The organism is Pseudomonas sp. UBA5706 (genome assembly GCF_002419965.1).
GTDB lineage: Bacteria > Pseudomonadota > Gammaproteobacteria > Pseudomonadales > Pseudomonadaceae > Aquipseudomonas.
The window spans coordinates 87,999-108,899 of the sequence record NZ_DIHC01000001.1 but is presented as its reverse complement, the minus strand read 5'-3'; the positions used below and the strand labels follow the sequence as shown (position 1 = coordinate 108,899).

22 protein-coding genes, 1 tRNA gene and 1 pseudogene are annotated in these 20,901 nt (G+C 59.9%); 15 read left to right on the top strand and 9 right to left on the bottom strand.

Going from position 1 to position 20,901, the window contains the following annotated elements; translation table 11 throughout:
* The first annotated feature begins 38 nt into the window (after positions 1-38).
* The gene (locus tag B3I26_RS00465) at positions 39-449 is read left to right on the top strand and encodes an ester cyclase (RefSeq protein ID WP_296254212.1); all 411 of its coding nucleotides are present in this window, start codon (positions 39-41) and stop codon (positions 447-449) included.
* Here B3I26_RS00465 and B3I26_RS00460 read toward each other — a convergent pair whose 3' ends face one another.
* From B3I26_RS00460 to galE, 5 genes are all read right to left on the bottom strand, one after another.
* Complete coding sequence (locus B3I26_RS00460; RefSeq protein ID WP_296254211.1) at positions 450-926, bottom strand: MarR family winged helix-turn-helix transcriptional regulator; 477 nt, start codon at positions 924-926, stop codon at positions 450-452.
* A gap of 612 nt (positions 927-1,538) precedes the next feature.
* Positions 1,539-1,985 carry a thiol-disulfide oxidoreductase DCC family protein gene (locus B3I26_RS00455; RefSeq protein WP_296254210.1) on the bottom strand — a complete coding sequence of 149 codons (447 nt, stop codon included), beginning with the start codon at positions 1,983-1,985 and terminating at the stop codon, positions 1,539-1,541.
* A gap of 98 nt (positions 1,986-2,083) precedes the next feature.
* A complete protein-coding gene (locus B3I26_RS00450; RefSeq protein ID WP_296254209.1) occupies positions 2,084-2,305 on the bottom strand; it encodes a PLD nuclease N-terminal domain-containing protein in 222 nt (73 codons plus the stop codon).
* 26 nt (positions 2,306-2,331) lie between these two features.
* Positions 2,332-3,555, bottom strand: coding sequence for a zinc-dependent alcohol dehydrogenase (locus tag B3I26_RS00445; RefSeq protein ID WP_296254208.1), 1,224 nt, complete (start codon positions 3,553-3,555; stop codon positions 2,332-2,334).
* Positions 3,556-3,642: 87 nt separating this feature from the next.
* A complete protein-coding gene (gene galE / locus B3I26_RS00440) occupies positions 3,643-4,779 on the bottom strand; it encodes a UDP-glucose 4-epimerase GalE (RefSeq protein ID WP_296254207.1) in 1,137 nt (378 codons plus the stop codon).
* A 388-nt stretch (positions 4,780-5,167) separates the two neighbouring features.
* On the opposite strand from galE, the gene B3I26_RS00435 reads away from it, so the two are divergent.
* The 4 genes from B3I26_RS00435 (at position 5,168) to B3I26_RS00420 (ending at position 9,441) form a co-directional block, all read left to right on the top strand.
* Positions 5,168-6,274, top strand: a complete 1,107-nt coding sequence (locus B3I26_RS00435; protein ID WP_296254348.1) for a glycosyltransferase family 1 protein — start codon at positions 5,168-5,170, stop codon at positions 6,272-6,274.
* Positions 6,262-7,455 (top strand): UDP-galactopyranose mutase, encoded by a 1,194-nt coding sequence (glf, locus tag B3I26_RS00430; RefSeq protein WP_296254206.1) that lies wholly within the window; start codon positions 6,262-6,264, stop codon positions 7,453-7,455. Before B3I26_RS00435 ends, glf begins: the two co-directional genes overlap by 13 nt.
* Positions 7,456-7,489: 34 nt before the next feature.
* The gene (locus B3I26_RS00425; RefSeq protein ID WP_296254205.1) at positions 7,490-8,596 is read left to right on the top strand and encodes a beta-glucosidase; all 1,107 of its coding nucleotides are present in this window, start codon (positions 7,490-7,492) and stop codon (positions 8,594-8,596) included.
* Between the two features lie 170 nt (positions 8,597-8,766).
* The gene (locus B3I26_RS00420) at positions 8,767-9,441 is read left to right on the top strand and encodes an HAD family hydrolase (protein ID WP_296254204.1); all 675 of its coding nucleotides are present in this window, start codon (positions 8,767-8,769) and stop codon (positions 9,439-9,441) included.
* 66 nt (positions 9,442-9,507) lie between these two features.
* Here the strand turns inward: B3I26_RS00420 and B3I26_RS00415 are convergent, their stop codons facing one another.
* A complete protein-coding gene (locus tag B3I26_RS00415) occupies positions 9,508-10,149 on the bottom strand; it encodes a TetR family transcriptional regulator (RefSeq protein WP_296254203.1) in 642 nt (213 codons plus the stop codon).
* A gap of 93 nt (positions 10,150-10,242) precedes the next feature.
* Between B3I26_RS00415 and B3I26_RS00410 the strand changes: the two genes are divergently transcribed.
* Both B3I26_RS00410 and nadA read left to right on the top strand, forming a co-directional pair.
* Positions 10,243-10,908, top strand: coding sequence for an O-methyltransferase (locus tag B3I26_RS00410; protein ID WP_296254202.1), 666 nt, complete (start codon positions 10,243-10,245; stop codon positions 10,906-10,908).
* A 259-nt stretch (positions 10,909-11,167) separates the two neighbouring features.
* Positions 11,168-12,226 carry a quinolinate synthase NadA gene (nadA, locus tag B3I26_RS00405; RefSeq protein WP_296254201.1) on the top strand — a complete coding sequence of 353 codons (1,059 nt, stop codon included), beginning with the start codon at positions 11,168-11,170 and terminating at the stop codon, positions 12,224-12,226.
* 121 nt (positions 12,227-12,347) lie between these two features.
* On the opposite strand, the gene B3I26_RS00400 is transcribed toward nadA, so the two are convergent.
* A complete protein-coding gene (locus tag B3I26_RS00400) occupies positions 12,348-13,781 on the bottom strand; it encodes a M48 family metalloprotease (RefSeq protein ID WP_296254200.1) in 1,434 nt (477 codons plus the stop codon).
* Between the two features lie 147 nt (positions 13,782-13,928).
* Between B3I26_RS00400 and B3I26_RS00395 the strand changes: the two genes are divergently transcribed.
* Entirely contained in the window at positions 13,929-14,180 is a 252-nt protein-coding gene (locus B3I26_RS00395; RefSeq protein WP_296254199.1) for a sulfurtransferase TusA family protein, read from the top strand.
* A 50-nt stretch (positions 14,181-14,230) separates the two neighbouring features.
* A complete protein-coding gene (locus B3I26_RS00390) occupies positions 14,231-15,301 on the top strand; it encodes an AI-2E family transporter (RefSeq protein ID WP_296254198.1) in 1,071 nt (356 codons plus the stop codon).
* 65 nt (positions 15,302-15,366) lie between these two features.
* On the opposite strand, the gene B3I26_RS00385 is transcribed toward B3I26_RS00390, so the two are convergent.
* A complete protein-coding gene (locus B3I26_RS00385; protein WP_296254197.1) occupies positions 15,367-15,840 on the bottom strand; it encodes a peroxiredoxin in 474 nt (157 codons plus the stop codon).
* A 10-nt stretch (positions 15,841-15,850) separates the two neighbouring features.
* Entirely contained in the window at positions 15,851-16,414 is a 564-nt protein-coding gene (locus tag B3I26_RS00380; protein WP_296254196.1) for a glycine cleavage system protein R, read from the bottom strand.
* A 313-nt stretch (positions 16,415-16,727) separates the two neighbouring features.
* Here B3I26_RS00380 and dapA point away from each other — a divergent pair, with 313 nt between their 5' ends.
* From dapA to B3I26_RS00350, 6 genes and pseudogenes are all read left to right on the top strand, one after another.
* The gene (dapA, locus tag B3I26_RS00375) at positions 16,728-17,606 is read left to right on the top strand and encodes a 4-hydroxy-tetrahydrodipicolinate synthase (protein WP_296254195.1); all 879 of its coding nucleotides are present in this window, start codon (positions 16,728-16,730) and stop codon (positions 17,604-17,606) included.
* A 17-nt stretch (positions 17,607-17,623) separates the two neighbouring features.
* Entirely contained in the window at positions 17,624-18,739 is a 1,116-nt protein-coding gene (gene bamC, locus B3I26_RS00370; RefSeq protein WP_296254194.1) for an outer membrane protein assembly factor BamC, read from the top strand.
* On the top strand, positions 18,740-19,498 hold the full coding sequence (locus tag B3I26_RS00365; protein WP_296254193.1) for an MBL fold metallo-hydrolase: 759 nt from the start codon (positions 18,740-18,742) through the stop codon (positions 19,496-19,498).
* A gap of 97 nt (positions 19,499-19,595) precedes the next feature.
* The gene (purC, locus tag B3I26_RS00360) at positions 19,596-20,309 is read left to right on the top strand and encodes a phosphoribosylaminoimidazolesuccinocarboxamide synthase (RefSeq protein ID WP_296254192.1); all 714 of its coding nucleotides are present in this window, start codon (positions 19,596-19,598) and stop codon (positions 20,307-20,309) included.
* Between the two features lie 105 nt (positions 20,310-20,414).
* Positions 20,415-20,504 (top strand) — tRNA-Ser (locus tag B3I26_RS00355).
* Positions 20,505-20,510: 6 nt separating this feature from the next.
* Positions 20,511-20,843 (top strand): annotated as a pseudogene (locus B3I26_RS00350) (HepT-like ribonuclease domain-containing protein); the annotation flags it as partial.
* Positions 20,844-20,901 lie beyond the last annotated feature (58 nt).

The window sequence follows — 20,901 nt, the reverse complement described above, 5'->3', positions numbered from 1 at the left end:
ATATTGGGGTTTCAGGCATTGATAAGTCGGGAGTCCTCATGTCGGCAGCGAATAAAGCGATCATCTGCACGTTTAATCTTCAGGTCATCGAGCGGTGCGATCGCGCAGCGTTTGAAGCGCTGGTTGCGGAAAGCTTCGTGAACCACACGGCAGCTGCGGGCCAGCCCAGTGACCGTGAAAGTCTCTGGCACACCTTCCGACATGTGTTGCATTCAGGCCTGACCGAGCTAAGGGTTGAGGTGCTCGACCAGATTGCCGAGCACGACAAGGTCACAACCCGGAAGCGCATAACCGGCCAGCACTCGGGAGTATTGCTGGGCATACCCGCGACCGGGCGTGCGGTGTCCATTGATGTCATGGATATCGTGCGAATCGAGGAGGGTCGGTATGTCGAGCACTGGGGCATCAACTCGCTGCCTACGGTGCTCGCTGCCTTGAGGCTGCCCTGATCAGTGGTCCTGGTCGGCTGACAGCAATTGCTCCAGGACCTTGACCGCAGCCTCCAGGGTTTGGAGCTGAGCAGCGGTGGTCTTTTCTTTGATCTGGCGGGCTAACCAGTCGCTGCGCTGTTGCCGACTTCGTTCAAGCGCTTCTCGCCCCTGACCGGTCAGCTCGATGAGCTGCTTGCGGGCATCGTCGGGATCAGGTGCACGGGTTACCAGCCGCTGCCGCTCCAGTTGAGCGATCACCAGGCGCATGCTCTGATGCTTGACATGACGATGCACGGCCATGTCAGTAATGCTGGCCGGGCCATGACGATCAATAAAGCCCAATGTTTCGCTCTGTGCCGAGGAGGGCGTGTGCGCACCACTTCGCACCTCTCGAACAAGGCTGCCGATCACGCGCCTGAGCTGCTCGGCCAGCTGTTCAGCGCGGGAGGCTGCTGGATGGGCGTCGTTATATACAGGTTCTGAAGGCGAGGACAAAGCGATCTCTCTGGCAACACTGAATGCGGCACAAGCATACATCAGCGCAAGCGGCCGCTTGCGGCCTGTGTTGCAGGTGGTCAGGCTCATCAGGCGAACGAGGGGGGCTGTGCCAACCTCGAAAATCATGCCAAAGCTTAACGACGCGCGGCGTCTGGGCGTCAGGCTGTAGCCCTCGATCAGCTTGCGCCTGCGGCGTCTGGCCAGATAAGTCTCGCTGTCGGCGAGCGTTTATTGGCGCACCAAGGTCTTTGGCCATCTGATGATGAGCTTCGAGGCTTTGCCTTATTTGGGCGATCTGATAATTCACGCGCGGCTTCGACCGCTGATCGATGCTCTCACCCGATGCTGGCCGGGCACCCGGGAAGCCAATGGCAAAACCCCTGGTTCGGATCGGCGTTGGGCGAGAGCGCGCTGCTCGGCGAGGTGAATTAGCTTGATTACGCGCCAGCAGAGCGTTGGGTCGGCAGGGTGAGTATCGTTGCCGGGGCCAAATCATCTTGGGTGGTCGGTCAGCGCTCAAGGGCAGGTCTGGCGTCGCTAAGCCGTGTGTGAGGGAGGCAGTCGGTCTGGCGCAACGGGCACGGAAAGCCGCCAACCATGAGCCGGTTATCACGACCCGGCGTTCAGATAGCGCTGCTCATGATCCTTAGGTGGCACGCGGCAGGCGTCATAGCGGCCAAACAGGCGGTAGCGATTCAGCGCAATGCGCTCATACAGCCAGTCTCGCAAAGTCCCTGGAATAACCCGCGCCAGGCTGAGCCACGGCCAGGGACGTGGCAAGAGTTCAAGAATCTTGAACATCGCCTCCGAGCGGATGCTGAAGCGATTGTCCTTGATCAAAACGATGGTGTTGAATCGGTCGGTGGGTAAACCTGCCCATCCCAGCAATTGCTGGCCCTGCGCAGACTGCACGGCGACCAGTTGAATGCGATGCTCGCGGTCATGGCGAATGACGAATGCTGCCCAACCGTTGCACAGTTTGCAGGTGCCGTCGAAGAGCATCGCGGCGACGCCGGGCGCGAGCATCGGCGCCGCCGTCACGGGTTTTTCAGACATGACGATACCTCGCTTGATCCAAGCCGCAGGTGCGGCAGCTACACCCGCCTGTACGTCACCGCGACGCACAAGCGGGCCTCACCTGCCAAATGCAATGACTAGCCTTTGCTGTGCTCTTTCGAAGACGGCGGCTCGGCAATGCCACGCGGCCCGGCAATCCCCCAGATACCGAAGCCGACCACAGGCAGCACCAGAATCAGCACGGCCCAGCCCAGCTTGGTGCCCGACGTCTTGGTCGTCCGCCAGACGCTGGCGATGGCCCAAAGATCAATCACCAGAACGATGACCGCAGCCGCGATCCAGAAGACAGTCATTTCCATGTCATTCACCTTCGTGTGCAACGCCCTTACAAGGCAGGTACAGCGCTGTTTAATTCCGGTTCTACCGCAGGAATTTCACTGCTACCCGGCGTCAGGATGACCTTGCGACAATCGTCCTGCTTCTTGTCGAAAATCTTGTAGCCCTCGGCCGCCTGCTCCAGCGACATGCGATGGCTGATGATGACTTCGGGGGACAAATCACCCTTTTCGATATGTGCCAGCAGGTCCGGAAGGAAGCGCTGCACGTGGGTTTGGCCCATCTTGAACGTCAGGCCTTTATCGAAAGCGTCGCCGAACAGGAACCCGTGAATGAACCCGGAATACACCCCAGGAACGCTAACCGTTCCGCCGCGACGTACCGCAGCGATGCACTGGCGCAGGGCTTTGCCGCTGCTGCCTTCGAGCTTGAGCGTCGCCAGAATCGTCTCCGTGGTACTGCCCTTGGCCTCGAAGCCGACGGCATCGACTACGCCGTCGACGCCGCGCATGCCAGGCGTTTGGCGAATGATCGTATCGGCAGGGTCATCATCTTCATCGAAGTTGATCGGAATAACGCCATAGGTGGCTTGCGCGTAAGCCAGGCGATAGGGGTGATGGTCGACCATAAAGATGCGATCGGCGCCAAGCATGCGAGCCACGGCCGCGCAAAGCAGACCCACCGGGCCCGCACCGTAAATCGCGATGCTCGAACCTTGCTTGATCCCGGCATTGGTTACCGCTTGGTACGCCGTGGGCAAAATGTCCGAGAGAAACAGCACTTTCTCGTCAGCCAGGGTGCCTGGCACTTTAAAAGGGCCGGTGTTGGCCTTCGGCACTCGGACGTATTCGGCCTGGCCACCGGGGATGCCGCCATACAGGTGGCTGAAACCAAACAGCGCCGCACCCGGTGGAATGGCCTTCTTGTTGATAATCGCACCGCGCCCGGTGTTGGTGGTTTCGCAGGCCGCGTAGAGATGCATCTGGCAGAAGAAGCAGCCGCCGCAGGCAATCACGAATGGAATGACCACTCGATCGCCCACCTTTACTTTTTCCACCGCATTGCCGACTTCTTGGACGATGCCCATGAATTCGTGACCGAAGATATCGCCATGCTCGACGGTGGGGATCTTGCCCCGGTAAAGGTGCAAGTCAGACCCGCAGATAGCCGTCGCAGTCACCTTCAGGATGATGTCATCCGGTGCTTCAATGACAGGATCGGGTACGGTGTCGACTTTGACGTCATGGGCGCCGTGGTAGGTAAGTGCTCTCATCGTATTTTCTCCGGCTTTTTGTAGGGGCTAATAAGCGGAGTTTCGGGGACCCTTTTTAGTTCAGGGCGTCTGACCGTCGTCACGTGATTAGCTAGAAAAGGGGTGGTTGAAGCCGGTATGGCGACCATTCGCGTGTCCGGATCTGTCGAGCTGGATCAACGACGGGCCGGTGGGAGCTAGTGCCGCAGGTGGGACGATAGCCGTCATCAGAACAGCCCCGATGCTCGATTGATAACTCACCTGCCACCGCCACGCGTCGGTCAGCATGCAATCGAGTGTGCGATGGGCCGACCAGCCCAGTTCCCTGTACGCCTTGCTCGGATCCGCCCAGCACTGCGCGATATCGCCCGCACGACGAGGTTCGAACATCAGGGGCACGACGATGCCGCTGACCCGCTCGAAGGCCCTGACCACTTCGAGTACCGAATGCCCACGTCCGGTGCCCAGGTTCCAGACATGCACGCCGCGGGTCAGCCGTAGCGCACGCAGCGCCTTGATGTGCCCTTCCGCCAGGTCCATCACATGCACGTAATCGCGGATGCCGGTGCCGTCGGGAGTCAGGTAGTCGCTGCCAAATACCGCCAGCGTCGCGCGCTGACCACTGGCAACCTGCAAGAGGTAAGGCAGCAGGTTGTTGGGCGTCAGTGTCGGCATCTCCCCGACGTGACCCGAGTCGTGCGCGCCGATCGGATTGAAATAGCGCAACAGGCCAACTGACCACCGCGATTCGGCATCCACCATGCTCTGCATCACATGTTCGGCCATCAACTTTGACTCGCCATACGGGTTGGAAGGGTGGCCGGTCTGGCACCGCTCATTGATAGGCATCACGGCGCAGTCATCATAGACCGTGGCCGATGAACTGAAGACCAGGGTGAAAACCTGCGCTGCGGCCATGGCCTGACAGAGCGTCACGGTGCCGCCGACGTTGTTGTCGTAATACGTCAGCGGCTGCTGCACGCTCTCGCCAACGGCTTTTAAGCCTGCGCAATGAATCACCGCATCGATGGGGTAGCGCTTGAACAGGGCGTCGAGGGTTTCGCGGTTTCGAACATCGCCCTCAATGAAGGCCGGCGCCCTGCCGGCCACGCGCGCAATCCGTTCGAGTGTAGAGCGGGAACTGTTGCAGAGATTGTCGAGGATGACGACGCTCTCGCCGTCCTTCATTAGTTCAATCACCAGGTGGGTGCCGATATAGCCCATGCCGCCGGTTATCAAAATCATGATGCGTCTCCGTTAGCCAAATGGCTCGGCGACTGCTATCTGCCGGGCGTTGCGATCCGTCTCTCACCCTTGCATGGCGCATTGAGGCGTAAGAATTAGGGAGCCGCGCACGCTCAAGAGTTCAACCAGGATGCTGACCGGTAAGCACTTCATCGGTTATATCCGCTGGCGCATTGAACGGCGGATCGATCGGGCACATCCAACCAATTGAAGTGGCACCTTGTGATGCTCGATCACTGGACGACACTTGTTCGCAGACGAGTGCTGTCGAAGCCTGGCTAATGTGGGTTTCAGTCTCGATTCCAACTCTGATAAGGAATTCGATATGAATCTTGCAACTCGGCCATCCCACCTTCTTCCCGAGCGCATTGATGCAGATCCCGCCTCAATGGCGCTGGCCAGACCGACCCTGTTGTGTCTGTCACACCTGCGCTGGGGCTTCGTCTATCAACGGCCGCAACACGTCATGTCGCACCTGGCCAAGGCTTACGACGTGCTATTTTTCGAGGAGCCGGTGTTTACCCAGACGCAGGAGCACAGTCTTGAGGCGTCGCATCCTGTACAGGGCATCACGGTGCTGGTGCCGCATCTGTCCTGGGGGCTCAATCCCGAACAGGTCAGCGCAGCGCAACGCGTGCTGCTGGATGAATACCTGGCGCACCATGCAGCGGTCGAACTGCTGCTCTGGTACCTGACGCCGATGAGCCTGACCTTCACCGAGCATCTTCAGGCCAACGTCACCATTTTCGATTGCATGGACGAGCTGTCCGCCTTCAAGGGCGCGCCGCCGGATCTGTTGGAAAAGGAACGGCAACTGATGGCCAAGGCCGATGTGGTGTTCACCGGCGGATACAGCCTGTGGGAAGTCAAGCGCAAGCATCACGACAACGCCCATTCGCTGCCCAGCAGCGTCGACATCGCGCACTTCGCGGCGGCTCGGCAAGGCTTGCCGGAGCCAGCCGATCAGGTCGGCATTGGCCACCCTCGGCTGGGATTCTTTGGCGTGATCGATGAACGCTTCGATATCGCCCTGGTGAATGAGCTGGCTGCCCGGCGACCTGACTGGCAGCTGATTCTCATCGGCCCGGTCGTGAAGATCGACCCTGAATCCCTGCCGCGCAGACCCAACATTCACTACCTTGGTGGCAAGGGCTACCCCGAGTTACCGGCGTATCTGTCCGGTTGGGATGTGGCGCTGATGCCCTTCGCGATCAACGAGTCCACGCGCTTCATCAGCCCCACGAAAACCCCGGAATACCTGGCCGGAGGATGTCCGGTGGTGTCCACCCCGGTGCGCGATGTGGTGCGCGGCTACGGCGCCAGCGGGGTGGTCAGCATCGCTGACTCTGCCGATGGATTCATCTCGGCGGTGGAAGCGGCGTTGCTCTCCAAAGCAGACCCGGACTTGCTGTCGCGAATGGACCGCGTGCTCGAAGGCATGTCATGGGATGCCACCTGCTCGGCAATGAAGGGGCACATCGAATGCCTAAGGTAACGCTGGAAGAGGCCATTCACGGGCCGGCGCATTTGCACAACGGTCAGCCCTACGACTACCTGATTGTCGGCGCGGGCTTTGCCGGGAGCGTCATTGCCGAGCGTCTGGCACAAGGCTTGGGACAAAACGTTCTGGTCATCGACAGACGGGATCATATCGCAGGCAACGCCTTCGATTGCGAGGACGAGGCGGGGGTGATGATCCATCGCTACGGCCCGCATATTTTTCACACCAATGCCCAGCGCATCGTCGATTACCTGTCGCGGTTTACCGAGTGGCGTCCCTACGAACATCGGGTGCTGGCCCAGGTCGATAATCAGCTGGTGCCGATCCCGATCAACCTGACGACGCTGAACACGCTGTTCGGTCTGTCGATGGACGAAGAGCAGGCGCAGGCGTTCCTCGCTGCCCGTGCCGAGCCGGTGGCGGACATCCGCAACTCCGAAGACGTGGTGATCAATCAGATTGGTCGTGACCTGTACGAGAAGTTCTTTCGCGGCTATACGCGCAAACAGTGGGGTGTGGACCCTTCAGCGCTGGATAAGTCCGTGACCTCGCGCGTGCCCACCCGAACCAATAGCGATGATCGCTACTTCACCGATACCTTCCAGATGATGCCCGCGCAGGGCTACACGCAGATGTTCGAGCGAATTCTGGATCACCCGCGCATCGATCTGTTGCTCGCCACTGACTTCAATTCGGTGCGTGATCGCGTGCAGTACAAGCAACTGATCTACTGCGGCCCCATCGATGAGTTCTTCGATTTCTGCTATGGCAAGTTGCCTTATCGCTCACTGCGCTTTCAGCACGAAACCCTGCCGCAGGCGCAGTTGCAAGACGTGGCGGTGGTGAATTTTCCTGACCCTGCCGTGCCTTACACACGCATTACCGAGTACAAGCACCTGACCGGGCAAGTGCACGCGCTGACCAGCATCAGTTATGAATTTCCCTGCGCCGAAGGCGAGCCCTATTACCCGATTCCGCAGCCGGAAAATGCCGAACTGTACAGGCGCTACAACACACTCGCCGATAACACGCCGGGGGTGACGTTTCTCGGTCGGTTGGGCACCTACAAGTACTACAACATGGATCAGGTGATCGGTCAGGCGCTGGCGCTTTATCAACGCATCGAGCGAGAGCGGCACGACAGTCCCCAGGCCGACGAACTGGAGGCCCGGTGATAGGCCGCAGCAGCGCAGCGGACAGGGGTGATGGATGAGCGGCACGGGCTTGTTCAACTCCTTCGTCATGGCCGGCTACGAATGCGCCACGCAGCGACGTCCTGACGGTCGACGGCTGGATCTGCAAGAGGCCACTGGACATGCGCGATGGGTGGACAACGATTATCGGCAACTGGCTGGACTCGGTATTGCCTGCGCCCGGGATGGGCTGCGCTGGCACCTGATCGAAACGCGACCCGGGCATTACGACTGGAGCAGCTTTTTGCCCCTGTTGCGTGCAGCCCGTGAGCACGGCATTCAGGTGGTCTGGGACCTCTGTCATTACGGCTATCCCGACGGCCTGGACATCTGGCGGCCCGAATTCGTCGAGCGTTTTGCCCGGTTCGCCGCAGCTGTTGCCAGGCTCATGATCGATGAGGGCTTCACGGCGCCGATCTATTCTCCGATCAACGAGATTTCATTCTGGAGCTGGGCGGGCGGAGAAGTCGGGTATTTCAATCCGTGCGCTCACGGGCGAGGGCAGGAGCTCAAGCATCAGCTGGTGCGCGCCAGCATCGCCGCCATCGACGCCATCCGCCAGTACGCGCCCGATGCGCGGTTTGTCCAGTGCGAACCGCTGATCCACGTGGTTGCCGATTCCAGCCGGACCGAGCAGATTACCCAGGCGGAGGGTGCCCGGTTGTCGCAGTTCGAGGCGTGGGACTTGCTGGCAGGGCGTCAATGGCCGGGCCTGGGCGGCAGTGAAGGGTGTCTGGACGTCATCGGCGCTAATTTCTATCCGCACAATCAGTGGTTCCTCACGGCCGGAAAAATCCTCAAGGGCCATCCGCGTTTTCGCCCATTGGCAGGGATGCTGGCAGAGGTTCATCAGCGGTATCGCCGTCCGCTGCTGCTTTCGGAAACCGGCGCCGAAGGTGACGACCGGGTGCCATGGCTGAATTACGTCGCGGCTCAGCTGGCAACGGCGCGAGCGCGCGGGATGCGCATTGAGGGGCTGTGCTGGTACCCGTTTCTGGATTATCCAGGCTGGGACGATGGTCGTTATTGTCCGGCAGGGGTGTTCGGCTATGCCGACGGCCAAGGCAGCCGGGCGTCCTGCCATCCATTGCATCAGGCCGTTAAGGCGCTTGCGTCAGGCTAAATGCGCGGGGTTTCAACGAAAGAGTTGTCAAGCTGACTGACCTTTCATCGGGTTCTTCGTGCACAACGCGAACGCCGGCCCCGTGTCGTCAGTCCGTCAGCCATACCTTTGAGCATAAACGGCTGTTGCTCTGTCTTTGAGGTAATAGCCGATTACCCATGGAGAGCGACATGCGCCAGAAAACCTCATTTATCTTTGACCTGGACGGCACGTTGACCGACAGCGTTTATCAAAATGTCGCTGCCTGGAAAGAGGCGCTCGATTCCGAACGCATTCCTCTGGCGATGTGGCGTATTCATCGCAAGATCGGCATGAGTGGCGGACTGATGCTTAAATCGCTGTCCCGCGAGACCGGCCTTGATATCAGCGAAGAGCAGGCCAAGCGGCTCAGCGACAAGCACGCCGAAGTCTATGAGCGGTTGCAGCATCAGATCATCGCACTGCCGGGTGCCATCAAGCTGCTCGAGGAACTCGACCGCAGCGGCCTGCAGTGGTGCATCGCCACTAGCGGCGGCAGTGACACGGCACAGATCAACCTTAAGGCGCTGGGGTTGAAGACCAGTGACATCAAGCTCATCACCCGCGATGACGTCAAATATGGCAAGCCCGATCCCGATCTGTTCCTCGCTGCCGCCGAGCGCATGGACGCCCCTATCGAAGACTGCCTGGTGATCGGCGACGCGATCTGGGACATGCTGGCGGCCCGCCGTTGCAAGGCGACCGGCATCGGCGTGCTCTCCGGTGGATACGACATCGCAGAACTGGAGCGGGCGGGTGCACTCAGGGTTTACGAGGACGCCGCTGATTTGCTGGACCATCTGGATGAAATCGCTTCGCGGCCGTGAACCTGCAAACGACATGAAACGCTGTGGGAGCGAATGTGCTTCGCGCCCACAGCACTCGGTCGCCGATCACCTGCTTTCAGGCGACCCGAGGCGTTCCAGGTAGGCGCAAAACATATCTGCCATGGCATTCGAGTATTCGATGATCTCTGTCTCATTACGGGGCGTTTGCGAAAACTCCTTGCCCAACGCGCTCATCGTGGTCTTGATCATATCTGCTGCACGCAGCCTGACGGATTCGTGCGCATCAGGCAGCACCTCCTGCATGAACACAATGATCGCCTTGTTTCCGGCCTCCCTCGCCTGCTTGGCTTCAGGGGCGTGGCGATAGAGCGGGGCGGCGTCGTCGAGGGCGATACGCATGTCGGCTTCCTCACACTCCGAGCGAATGAACGCCCGCACCAGACTGCGCAATCGGTCGAACGGCCCTATCGCCGTCTCGCCAAGCAGGCGGGCCAGCAGCTCGGTGTTGTCCCTCCATTCATCGCTCTGCAAGCGAAACAGGATTGCCGCCTTGTTGGGGAAATACTGATACAGCGAGCCGATGCTGACCCCGGCCTTTTCGGCGACTCGTGCAGTGGTGAACCGGCTCGCGCCTTCCTTGGCCAAAACCTGAGTAGCGGCTTGAAGAATGACGCAAACCGATGCCTCGGAACGGGCCTGTTTGGGTGTTTTTCGCAGCGAAATCGTGGGCTTGCGGGAATCGTTCATGTCGGCTCGGCAATGCGATTATCAAATGTGATGGATTGCTCGCATTCTATTCCGGCGTCGAGATTTACGCATCTTTCAATCCGGAGACTCCCCATGAACACTCTCACCACACCGCCCGTGGCACCTCTACTGAGCCGTTTGTTTAACGCCGCTGCCCAGCGGCCACCAATGGACAGCGCCGAGTTTTCCGACCTGTCGCAACAGGACCTGGAGCGCTTGATGTGCAGCAAGACCGAGTACCTGGATTTTTATGGCCGCTTGAAGGATTTCCCGCTGGCGGTATCGGCCGATACCGGTGCGCTGCTGTACATGCTGGCGCGCAGTTGCAAGGCGCGGACAGTGGTCGAGTTCGGTACCTCCTTCGGCATCTCGACCTTGCATCTGGCTGCGGCGTTGCGCGATAACGGCGGCGGATTGCTGATCACCAGCGAGTTCGAGTCGTCCAAGGTTGCCCAGGCTCGCGATAACCTGATCGCTGGCGGGCTGCTGGACCTGGTTGAAATTCGCGAAGGCGATGCGTTGCAAACACTGGGCAAGGATCTTCCTGAGTCCATCGATCTTGTTCTGCTCGATGGCGCGAAAGCGCTCTATGCAGAGATTCTGAGCCTGCTGGAAAGCCGCCTGCGGCCTGGCGCGTTGATCGTCGCTGACAATGCCGACTACGCGCCCGACTATCTGGCGCGGGTACGCTCGCCGGCACAGGGGTACCTGTCGATACCGTTTGCCGAAGACGTCGAGCTGTCCATGCGCCTTGCCTGAGGAGCAGCCGTCGGTAAGTGATCGCTCAACAGGTTACGTGATACATTCGCCGCCGCCTCGCGCAAGACCCCCATCGTGGTGGTGAAGCGCCTTGCCGTTCCACGGCAAAGGCGCGCGGCGAGCCCTTATCGATACATGCACAACGATGCGTGTATCGGGCTGGAAACTTCATGACCGTGAGGGTTTCCCGCTCCACTCATTGCCTGTTGTTCAGGTCTAACCCGACATTGGCGCATACGCGCATTCAGGTCCTGCGAACATGACACAGATTTCCGAACGCCTTCTGGTACAGGCGCATCTAGACGCCAGGCAGCCCAAGCCGCTGACCGCTGAAGAGGAGGCGCAATATCGCCGCCTGATCGCGGCCGAACTCAAGGCCCAGAATGCTGTGCTGGTGGCGCACTACTATTGTGATCCGGTGATCCAGGCGTTGGCGGAAGAGACCGGCGGTTGTGTCTCCGACTCCCTTGAGATGGCCCGCTTCGGTCGTAACCATCCGGCGAAGACGGTGCTGGTCGCCGGGGTACGTTTCATGGGCGAAACGGCAAAGATCCTGACCCCAGAAAAACGCGTACTGATGCCGACTCTCGAGGCAACCTGCTCGCTGGATCTGGGTTGCGGTGTGGACGAATTCAAGGCGTTCTGCGACCAGCATCCCGAGCGAACGGTCGTGGTCTACGCCAACACATCCGCTGCAGTGAAGGCGCGCGCCGATTGGGTGGTGACCTCAAGCTGCGCGCTGGAAATCGTCGAAAGCCTGATGGACAACGGCGAGAAGATCCTATGGGCCCCGGACAAACATCTGGGTCGCTACATCCAGCGGCAAACAGGTGCCGACATGCTGCTGTGGGACGGCGCGTGCATCGTCCATGAGGAGTTCAAATCGCGACAGCTGGAAGACATCAAAGCGTTGTACCCGGATGCAGCGGTCCTCGTGCACCCCGAGTCGCCCGAGTCGGTGATTGATCTGGCCGATGCGGTGGGTTCTACCAGTCAATTGATCAGTGCCGCGCAGACACTGCCGAACACGACCTTCATCGTGGCCACCGACCGCGGCATTTTCTACAAGATGCAGCAGCTGTGTCCGGACAAGATCTTCATCGAAGCGCCGACGGCCGGCAACGGCGCGGCCTGCCGCAGCTGCGCGCATTGCCCGTGGATGGCCATGAACACCCTGGCGCGCACGCTGCAGTGCTTGCGTGAAGGGAGCAATGAGATATTCGTCGACCCGGCGATTATTCCCCACGCCGTTCGGCCTTTGCAGCGAATGCTTGATTTCACCCAGGCGGCGCGATTGAAACTATCCGGTAACGCCTGATCAAGCTTCGCTACGGGAGCACGGACACGTTCTATTTTTTGTAGCCGCCCGGCTTGCCGGCGGTGGCGTGCTCGGAATCGCTACCGCCGGCAAGCCGCATTGCTACACAGGCAGTTCGCGGTTAATTCATCATCTCTTTCACTGCCCGTTCCTGAGCGATGATCTCCTGCTGCCGCGCGTCGATCCGCGAAGCCAGCTGGAAGTTGTTGTTCGCGCGGCGCTTGGCGAATTCCAGCTGTTGCACGGCCTGCTTGAAATCACCCATCAGCGCGAAGTATTCGGCCCGCGCCTGATGAGAGCCAATGGTGTTGCCCGCAAGTCCACGTGTGTCAGCGACCTGGTTCCAGATGTCCGGGTCGTCCGGGCGACTTTTGAGCAGGGTTTCCAGTGACTTCAGCGCTTCAGGGGCCTTGGATTGCTTGAGCAGCACATCGACCCTGGCCTGATTGAGGGGGTAGTCATCGGGGTAAAGCTCCAGCATCCGGTTGACCCGTTGCTGGGCGTCGGGAAACCGGTTGTTGGTGATGTCCAGATTGATCGCCGCCAGGTTGTAGATGATGTTGTCCGGCGCCTTGTCCAGCAGTGGTTTGAGACCCTCGCGCGCCTCATTCAGCTGCCCGGCCTTGGTTTGCGCCAGAACCAGGCCGTAGCGAGCCGCGTCGTTTTTCGGGCTCTCGGCCAGTTGCGCACGAAAACGCTTGGCGGCCATGCCCGGCGTTTCCTCGTAGATCAGCACCACCCTGGCACGCATCAGTTGATACGACAGGCTGTCTTCCTTGCCGCCGGGTTTGGACTGTTCAGCGCGGTTGCGGGTGTCAGCGATACGCGATTCAGTCACCGGGTGACTCATCAGGAATTCCGGCGGCTTGGCGTCGTAGCGGTACTGGCGGGCCAAGCGTTCGAACATGGTCGGCATGTTGCGCGGGTCGTAGCCGGCTTTTTCCAGGTTGAGGATACCGATACGGTCGGCCTCGGCTTCGTTCTGCCGGGAAAAGCGTGCCTGTTCCTGAATCGCTGCCGCCTGCGTACCGGCGATGGCCGCGATCCCGGCATCCCCCGCGCCGGCCGCTGCCATGACGATCCCGGCGAGCATCGCCGCCATCACCGGAACCTGCATGCGCTGCTGGGCCTGAACGCCGCGAGCGAAGTGGCGTTGCGACAAGTGGGCCAATTCGTGGGCGAGTACTGCGGCGTATTCGCCTTCGGTCTCGGCATGCAGGAACAAGCCGCCATTGACGCCGATGATCCCGCCAGGGGCGGCGAAGGCGTTGATCTCGGGGGTATTGATGAGGATGAATTCCAGGCGGCGATCCTGCACCTGGCTGGTTTCGGCCAGGCGATAGACCGACGTCTCGACGAAGTCCTTCAGTTGCGGATCCGAAAGCTGGGGCACTTGCGCGCGCAGCAGCCCCAGCCAGGCGCGGCCCAGGTCATGCTCCTGTTGCGGCGAAACGATGGACGAACTGGCATCGCCAAGCGAAGGCAGGTCATCCGCGAACGCCGGAGCAGCCAACAGGCATGCAAGCGTCAGCAGTGTGGGGCGCAGAAGATTCATGCACGGAACTCTGAGGCAGAAAGTTGTTACTGTAGCTGGCTCAATGGCTTGCTGACCAGAGTGGGGTATTCTTGCAAGCTCGTAAGAAAGTTCTTCATCTAGCGAGCCATTTCTGTGCGATTGGATGTGTCTACCCGGAGAGAAACGATGTCTGACGCTGTAGGGCCCCCCGCGACGTACGAAGCCGAGCTGGACGCCAGTGGTCTGAATTGTCCGTTGCCCTTGCTCAAAGCCAAGATGGAGCTCAATCGGCTGACCAGCGGCGCGGTGCTTAAAGTGACGGCGACCGATGCCGGCTCCCAGCGTGATTTTCGTACCTTCGCCAAGCTGGCCGGTCATGCCTTGCTGCATGAAGAAGCTGCCGACGGCATTTATCGGTATTGGTTACGCAAGGGCTGACGGTTTTTTCCACGTCCTGGCTTTTACCCCCTCGCCTCAAAGGTTTATTGATGTTCAAAGTGCTTCGCGACTGGATGCAGCGCTACTTCTCGGATGAAGAGGCCGTGGTGCTGGCGGTGCTGTTGGTTCTGGCGTTCACGATTGTCCTAACACTGGGCGGCATGCTTGCACCCGTGCTGGCGGGGTTAGTGCTGGCGTTTCTGATGCAGGGCATGGTGGTTCAGCTTGAACGCCTGCGTATGCCCGAAGGCGCCGCGGTCGGCGTGGTCTTCGCGCTGTTCATGGGCGCGCTGGGGGTGTTCCTGCTGGTGCTGGTGCCGTTGCTCTGGCATCAACTGATCACCTTGTTCAACGAACTGCCAGGCATGCTCGCCAAATGGCAGTCCCTGTTGCTGCTCTTGCCGGAGCGCTATCCGCATCTGGTCTCCGACGAACAAGTGCTGCAGGCCATCGAAGTGGCCCGTGGCGAGATCGGCAAGTTCGGCCAGTGGGCGCTTACCTTCTCGCTATCAAGCCTGCCGCTGCTGGTCAATATGATGATCTACCTGGTACTGGTGCCGATCCTGGTGTTCTTTTTCCTTAAGGACCGTCGGATGATTGGTCGCTGGGCCAGGGGGTATCTGCCCAGGGAACGTACGCTGATTACCCGCGTCGCCGAGGAAATGAACCGGCAGATCGCCAATTACATTCGCGGAAAGGTTATCGAGATCTTCATCTGCGGCGTGGTGACATACATCGCTTTCGTGACGATGGGGCTCAACTACTCGGCGCTCCTGGCGATGCTGGTGGGTATTTCCGTGGTGGTGCCTTACGTGGGCGCCGTGGTGGTGACCGTGCCGGTGGCATTCATCGCCCTGTTCCAGTGGGGCTGGAGTGATCAGTTCATTTACCTGATGGCGGTCTACGGCATCATCCAGACCCTGGACGGCAACGTGCTGGTGCCCCTGCTGTTTTCCCAGACCGTGAGCTTGCACCCGGTCGCGATCATTTGCGCGGTGTTGCTGTTTGGGGGGCTATGGGGATTTTGGGGTATCTTCTTCGCGATTCCGCTGGCCACCCTGTTCAAGGCCGTGCTGGATGCCTGGCCGCGCAATGAGCCGACGGTTGCGCCATTGTTGTAGCGCGGAAGGCGGATCGATCGTTCCCGCGCAGAGCGTGGGAACGATAACCGTGAGACTTGAAGGGCTCAGGCCTTATTCAGCGCTTGAGCCGCTTCCAGCACTGCTACCACGTGACCCGGCACCTTCACGCCACGCCATTCCTTGCGCAATACGCCGTTCTTGTCGATCAGGAAGGTGCTGCGATCCACGCCCAGGTATTCCTTGCCGTACAGCTTCTTCAGCTTGATCACGTCAAACAGCTGGCACAGCGATTCATCCTTGTCCGAAATCAGCTCGAACGGAAATGCCTGCTTGGCCTTGAAATTCTCGTGGGACTTTAGGCTGTCGCGGGATACGCCGAAGACCACTGTATTGGAAGCCTTGAAATCATCGTGATGATCGCGAAAGCCCTGGCCTTGCGTGGTGCAACCCGGCGTGCTGTCCTTGGGGTAGAAATAAATGACCACCTGCTGACCTTTCAGCGCGCACAGGCTGACCGCCTGTTCGCTGGTCGCCTGTACCTGAAAGTCGGCAACGGGTTTGTCCAGTTCTACAGCCATGCGGGGTTCCTTACATTGGGGCTTGCGGGCGCCATGGTTCGATCAGCGCGTCGAGGTTAAGGGCGTCGGCGAAATCCAGGAACTGGTCGCGCAGCCAACTGATCTGGGTACCCGCCGGCAAGGTCACGGTGAAGGTGGCATTGAGCATCGTGCCGCCGGTCTGCGGTGCCTGATAGGTGTCGCAGATCAGGTTTTCCAGCTCCACGTTGTGATCGATGAAGAACTGGCACAGCTCATTGATGATGTCGGGGCGATACGCCGAACTGACATACGCCACGTAAGGCAGGGCTTCCGGGCGACTTTCCAGCGAAGCGCTGCGCACCACGTTGACCGTGAAGGCGTGTTTCTTCGACAGGTTTGGCAGGCCCGTCTCAAGGCGCGCCAGTGCGTCCCAGCTGCCGGACACCTGAAGGATCAGGGCACTGCATTCGCCGTGGCGAGTGAGACGCGAGCTGACCACCGAGCAACGGTTTTCATGACTGGCGCGGCACAGGACGTTGGTCAGCTCCATTGGGTTGGCGCCAAGGGCACTGATGACAAGGAATTGTTCGCGAACTGTGGGGATGGACGACATGCAGCATTCCTAAACGATGAGCGGTCGGTACATTGTTGGCTTGAGCGGCGGGTTCGGTGACCGAAAGACTCGCAACTTCGATCCGGAGCACTGCCGTGCGTCGCGTATGTGAGGCCGTCACATCGAGCGAGAGCAAGGCTGGAGCGGGGTTTGCGACGGCGAAAACGATCAGTCGAACGAGCTGCGCAGATGACCAGTACCGATCAAAGACCGAAGGGTAGCGAAAACCGTCGCTCAGGGGAATGCTCGCCTTGTGCAAGGATCATGGCGCCAGTACCATTACCGCTCTCTTTTTCCGGCAGGAGCGGTTTGCATGATTGCGGGCAGTATGGTGGCACTGGTCACACCTATGGATGCACAGGGTCGTCTTGACTGGGACAGCCTGAGCAAACTGGTGGACTTTCACCTGCAAGAGGGCACCAACGCCATTGTTGCCGTCGGCACTACGGGTGAGTCCGCGACGCTCGACGTCAACGAGCACATCGAGGTCATTCGCCGCGTGGTCAAGCAGGTCGCTGGTCGCATGCCGGTCATTGCCGGCACGGGCGCCAACTCCACCCGCGAGGCCGTCGAACTGACCACCAACGCCAAGAATGCCGGTGCCGACGCCTGCCTGCTGGTCACGCCGTACTACAACAAGCCGACCCAGGAAGGCCTGTACCAGCACTTCAAGCACATCGCCGAAGCCGTGGACATCCCACAGATCCTCTACAACGTGCCGGGTCGAACCTCCTGTGACATGAAGGCCGAGACCGTAATCCGCCTGTCCAGCGTCAAGAACATCATCGCCATCAAGGAAGCCACCGGTGATCTGCAGCGCGCCAAGGATATCCTGGCCGGTGTCAGCAGCGATTTCCTGGTGTACTCCGGTGACGACGCCACTGCGGTCGAGCTGATGCTGCTCGGCGGCAAGGGCAATATCTCGGTTACTGCCAACGTCGCCCCGCGTGACATGGCCGAACTGTGCAAGGCTGCCATTGCCGGTGACGCTGCCACGGCCCGCGCGATCCATGAAAAACTGATGCCGCTGAACAAGACCCTGTTCATCGAATCGAACCCTATCCCCGTGAAATGGGCCCTGCATGAGATGGGTTTGATGCCGGACGGTATCCGTCTGCCGCTCACCTGGCTCAGCGAGGCCTGTCACGAGCCGCTGCGTCAGGCCCTGCGCCAGTCCGGTGTATTGGTTTAATGAGGAAGCACTACGCAATGAAGCGACTGGCCGGACTTTCCGCACTAGCCTTGATTATCTCCAGCACCAGCGGTTGCAGCTGGTTGTTTGGTCAGGACGGTTACTTCCGTGATCGCAGCAGCGATTACCTGGAAGCGACCCAGAAACCACCGATTCAGCTGCCGGAGGGCGTCCAGGAAACCAAGCGTCTGGACCCGCTGCTGCCGATCCCGCGTAACGTGGCGGATGACACCCAGAAGGGTGAGTTCAACGTGCCGCGTCCGCAACCGCTGTCCACCGTTCAGGACTCTGGCGACTACACCCTGCAAAAGAGCGGTGACAACCGCTGGATCCTGGCGCAGCGCGCACCGGCCGAAGTCTGGCCCGTGGCTCACCAGTATTTCGAAGACAACGGTTTCCGCATTGCCGAAGATCGTCCGCAGACCGGTGAATTCAACACCACCTGGCAGCGCATGGACGAACTGTCCGCTTCGGTTGCCAAGCGCATGGGCGGCACTGGCGACACCGCCAGCACCGAGACCCGCGTTCGCGTTCGCATCGAGCCGGGCGTGCAGCGTAATACCAGCGAAGTCTACATCGTCAGCGTGCAGCGTCCGGCTGGCAGCAGCGAAGAGCCTGCTTTCCCGTCGCGCAGCACCAACGTCGGGCTGGATTCGGTGTTGACCGACGACATGCTGGCAAGCCTGACCCGTACCGCCGAGAAGGGTGGTTCAGTGTCGCTGCTGGCGGCGCGTGATTTCGACACGCCAAGCCGCGTTTCCCTTAGCGAAGACGGTAGCGGCAACCCGGTCCTGAACCTGGGCGCCGACCTCGATCGCGCCTGGTCCAGCGTGGGCCGTGCCCTGAACCAGGGTGACTGGCGCGTTGAGGACATCAACCGCAGCCTGGGTCTGTATTACATCAACCTCGCTGAAAAAGCCGACAAGCCCGAGAACAAGCCTGGCGTCTTCGCCCGCATGTTCGGCAGCGAAGAGACCAAGGAGCAGAAAGAGGCCCGTGCCGAGCGTTATCAGGTGCGCCTGAGCAAGGTCGGCGAGAACGTTCAGGTCACGGTCGAGAAGAACATCAACACCGTTGCGCCGACTGAAGTCGCCCGTCGCGTGTTGAGCGTCATTCAAGACAACCTCGGTTAAGTGCGCTTCGCAGTTCTGGGCAGCGGTAGCCGAGGTAACGGCACGCTGGTTGCGAGTAACGACACGTACGTGCTGGTCGACTGCGGTTTCTCCCTGCGGGAAACTGAGCGTCGGCTGGACAGGCTGGGCGTCAGTGGCAAGCAGTTGAGCGCCATTCTGGTCACCCATGAACATGCCGATCACGTGCATGGCGTGGGATTGCTGTCTCGGCGCTACGACGTGCCGGTCTACCTCAGTGACGGCACGTTGCGTGGCATGCGCAAGCCGGTCGAAGCAGGTGTCAGGCTGCACGGCGGTCAAGGCGTGCAGATCGGCAGCCTGAACATCGACGTGGTCTCCGTGGCCCACGATGCGCAGGAGCCGACGCAATTCGTCTTCAATGACGGCCGCAAGCGCTTTGGCCTGCTGACCGACCTGGGGTCCTACTGTCCGTCGGTGCTCGACAGCTACCGTGGTCTGGATGCGCTCATGATCGAGTCCAACCATTGCCGTGACCTGCTCGCGCGCGGGCCGTACCCCTACTTCCTCAAGCAACGGGTCGGCGGGGCACACGGGCACCTGAACAACCATCAGGCAGCGGGGCTGGTCAACGAACTGGGGTGGCAGGATCTGCAACATCTGGTGCTGGCTCACCTGAGCAGCAAGAACAACCTGCCGCACCTGGCCCGGCAATGTTTCGTCGACGCCCTCGGGTGCGACGCGGACTGGCTACAATTGGCCGATCAGGATTCAGGGCTAGACTGGCGCGAAATCGCCTGACGTCCCAAACGGGGCGACGGCCCTGCTTTATAAGGGGCGTATCGCCCCAATTATTCAATGGGCGTCTCGCCCACGTATTTCGCAAGCGGAGCCCATCATGGAAAAACGTGAAGAACTCTACCGCGGCAAAGCCAAGTCGGTGTACAAGACCGACGATGCTGACCGCTTGATCCTGCTGTTCCGCAATGACACCTCGGCGTTCGACGGCAAGCGCATCGAACAGCTGGATCGCAAAGGCATGGTGAACAACAAGTTCAACGCCTTCATCATGCAGAAGCTAGAAGCCGCCGGCATCCCGACCCAGTTCGACAAACTGCTGGCCGATAACGAAGTCCTGGTCAAGAAGCTTGACATGATCCCGGTCGAATGCGTCGTGCGTAACTACGCTGCCGGCAGCCTGGTCAAGCGCCTGGGCGTCGAGGAGGGCACGAAGCTCAACCCGTACACCTTCGAGCTGTTCCTGAAGGACGACGCCAAGGGCGACCCGTTCATCAACGAATCCCACGTCGTTGCGTTTGGCTGGGGCACCGCCGAGCAACTCGTACGCATGAAGGAATTGTCGCTCAAGGTCAACGACGTACTGACCAAACTGTTCGACGAAGCGGGCCTGTTACTGGTCGACTTTAAGCTCGAGTTCGGCGTGTTCAGCGACGGCTCTATCGTGCTGGGCGATGAATTCAGTCCGGACGGTTGCCGCCTGTGGGACAAGGACACCAAGAAGAAAATGGACAAGGACCGCTTCCGCCAAGGCCTCGGTGACGTCATCGAAGCCTACGAAGAAGTCGCCAAGCGTCTGGGCGTTCCTCTATAACCCAGCTGGTTACCAGCAAAAGCGCCGCAAGCGTCTGAAAAAACGCGGAAATTTTGAAAAAAAGGATTCGCGTTTTTTTACCAAGCTGTTATGATGCGCGCCGTTGGAGAGATGCCGGAGTGGCCGAACGGGACGGATTCGAAATCCGTTGTACTGGCGACAGTACCTAGGGTTCAAATCCCTATCTCTCCGCCATCACAAATGAAAGCCCCAGAAGTTATACTTCTGGGGCTTTTTGTTTTCAGGGCTGCTTTAGGCGGCCAACGGAGCAAGCTGTTCTGCTCAGGTGAGTCGCACAGGATCAGGGCACGTCGATGGACGTTGAAATGGTCTCCATACACTTGCTGGACCGTCCGCCCGGTTTGCAGGCGATTTACCTATTCGACAGTCACTATGAAGAATATGGTCGGCTTGCGAAATATTGCCGTTCATGAGTACCAGACTCTCCGGTTGGCGATCACCGTGGCGATCATCTCGGATCATCTGGACGACTTAATCCGTTTAAGCTCGTTTGTGCTGACGCGAGATATCGCCTGGCTGTGCCGATTCGCAAAGCGGCTAAACCTGCTTTATCTGCGTCTGGCTATTGCTC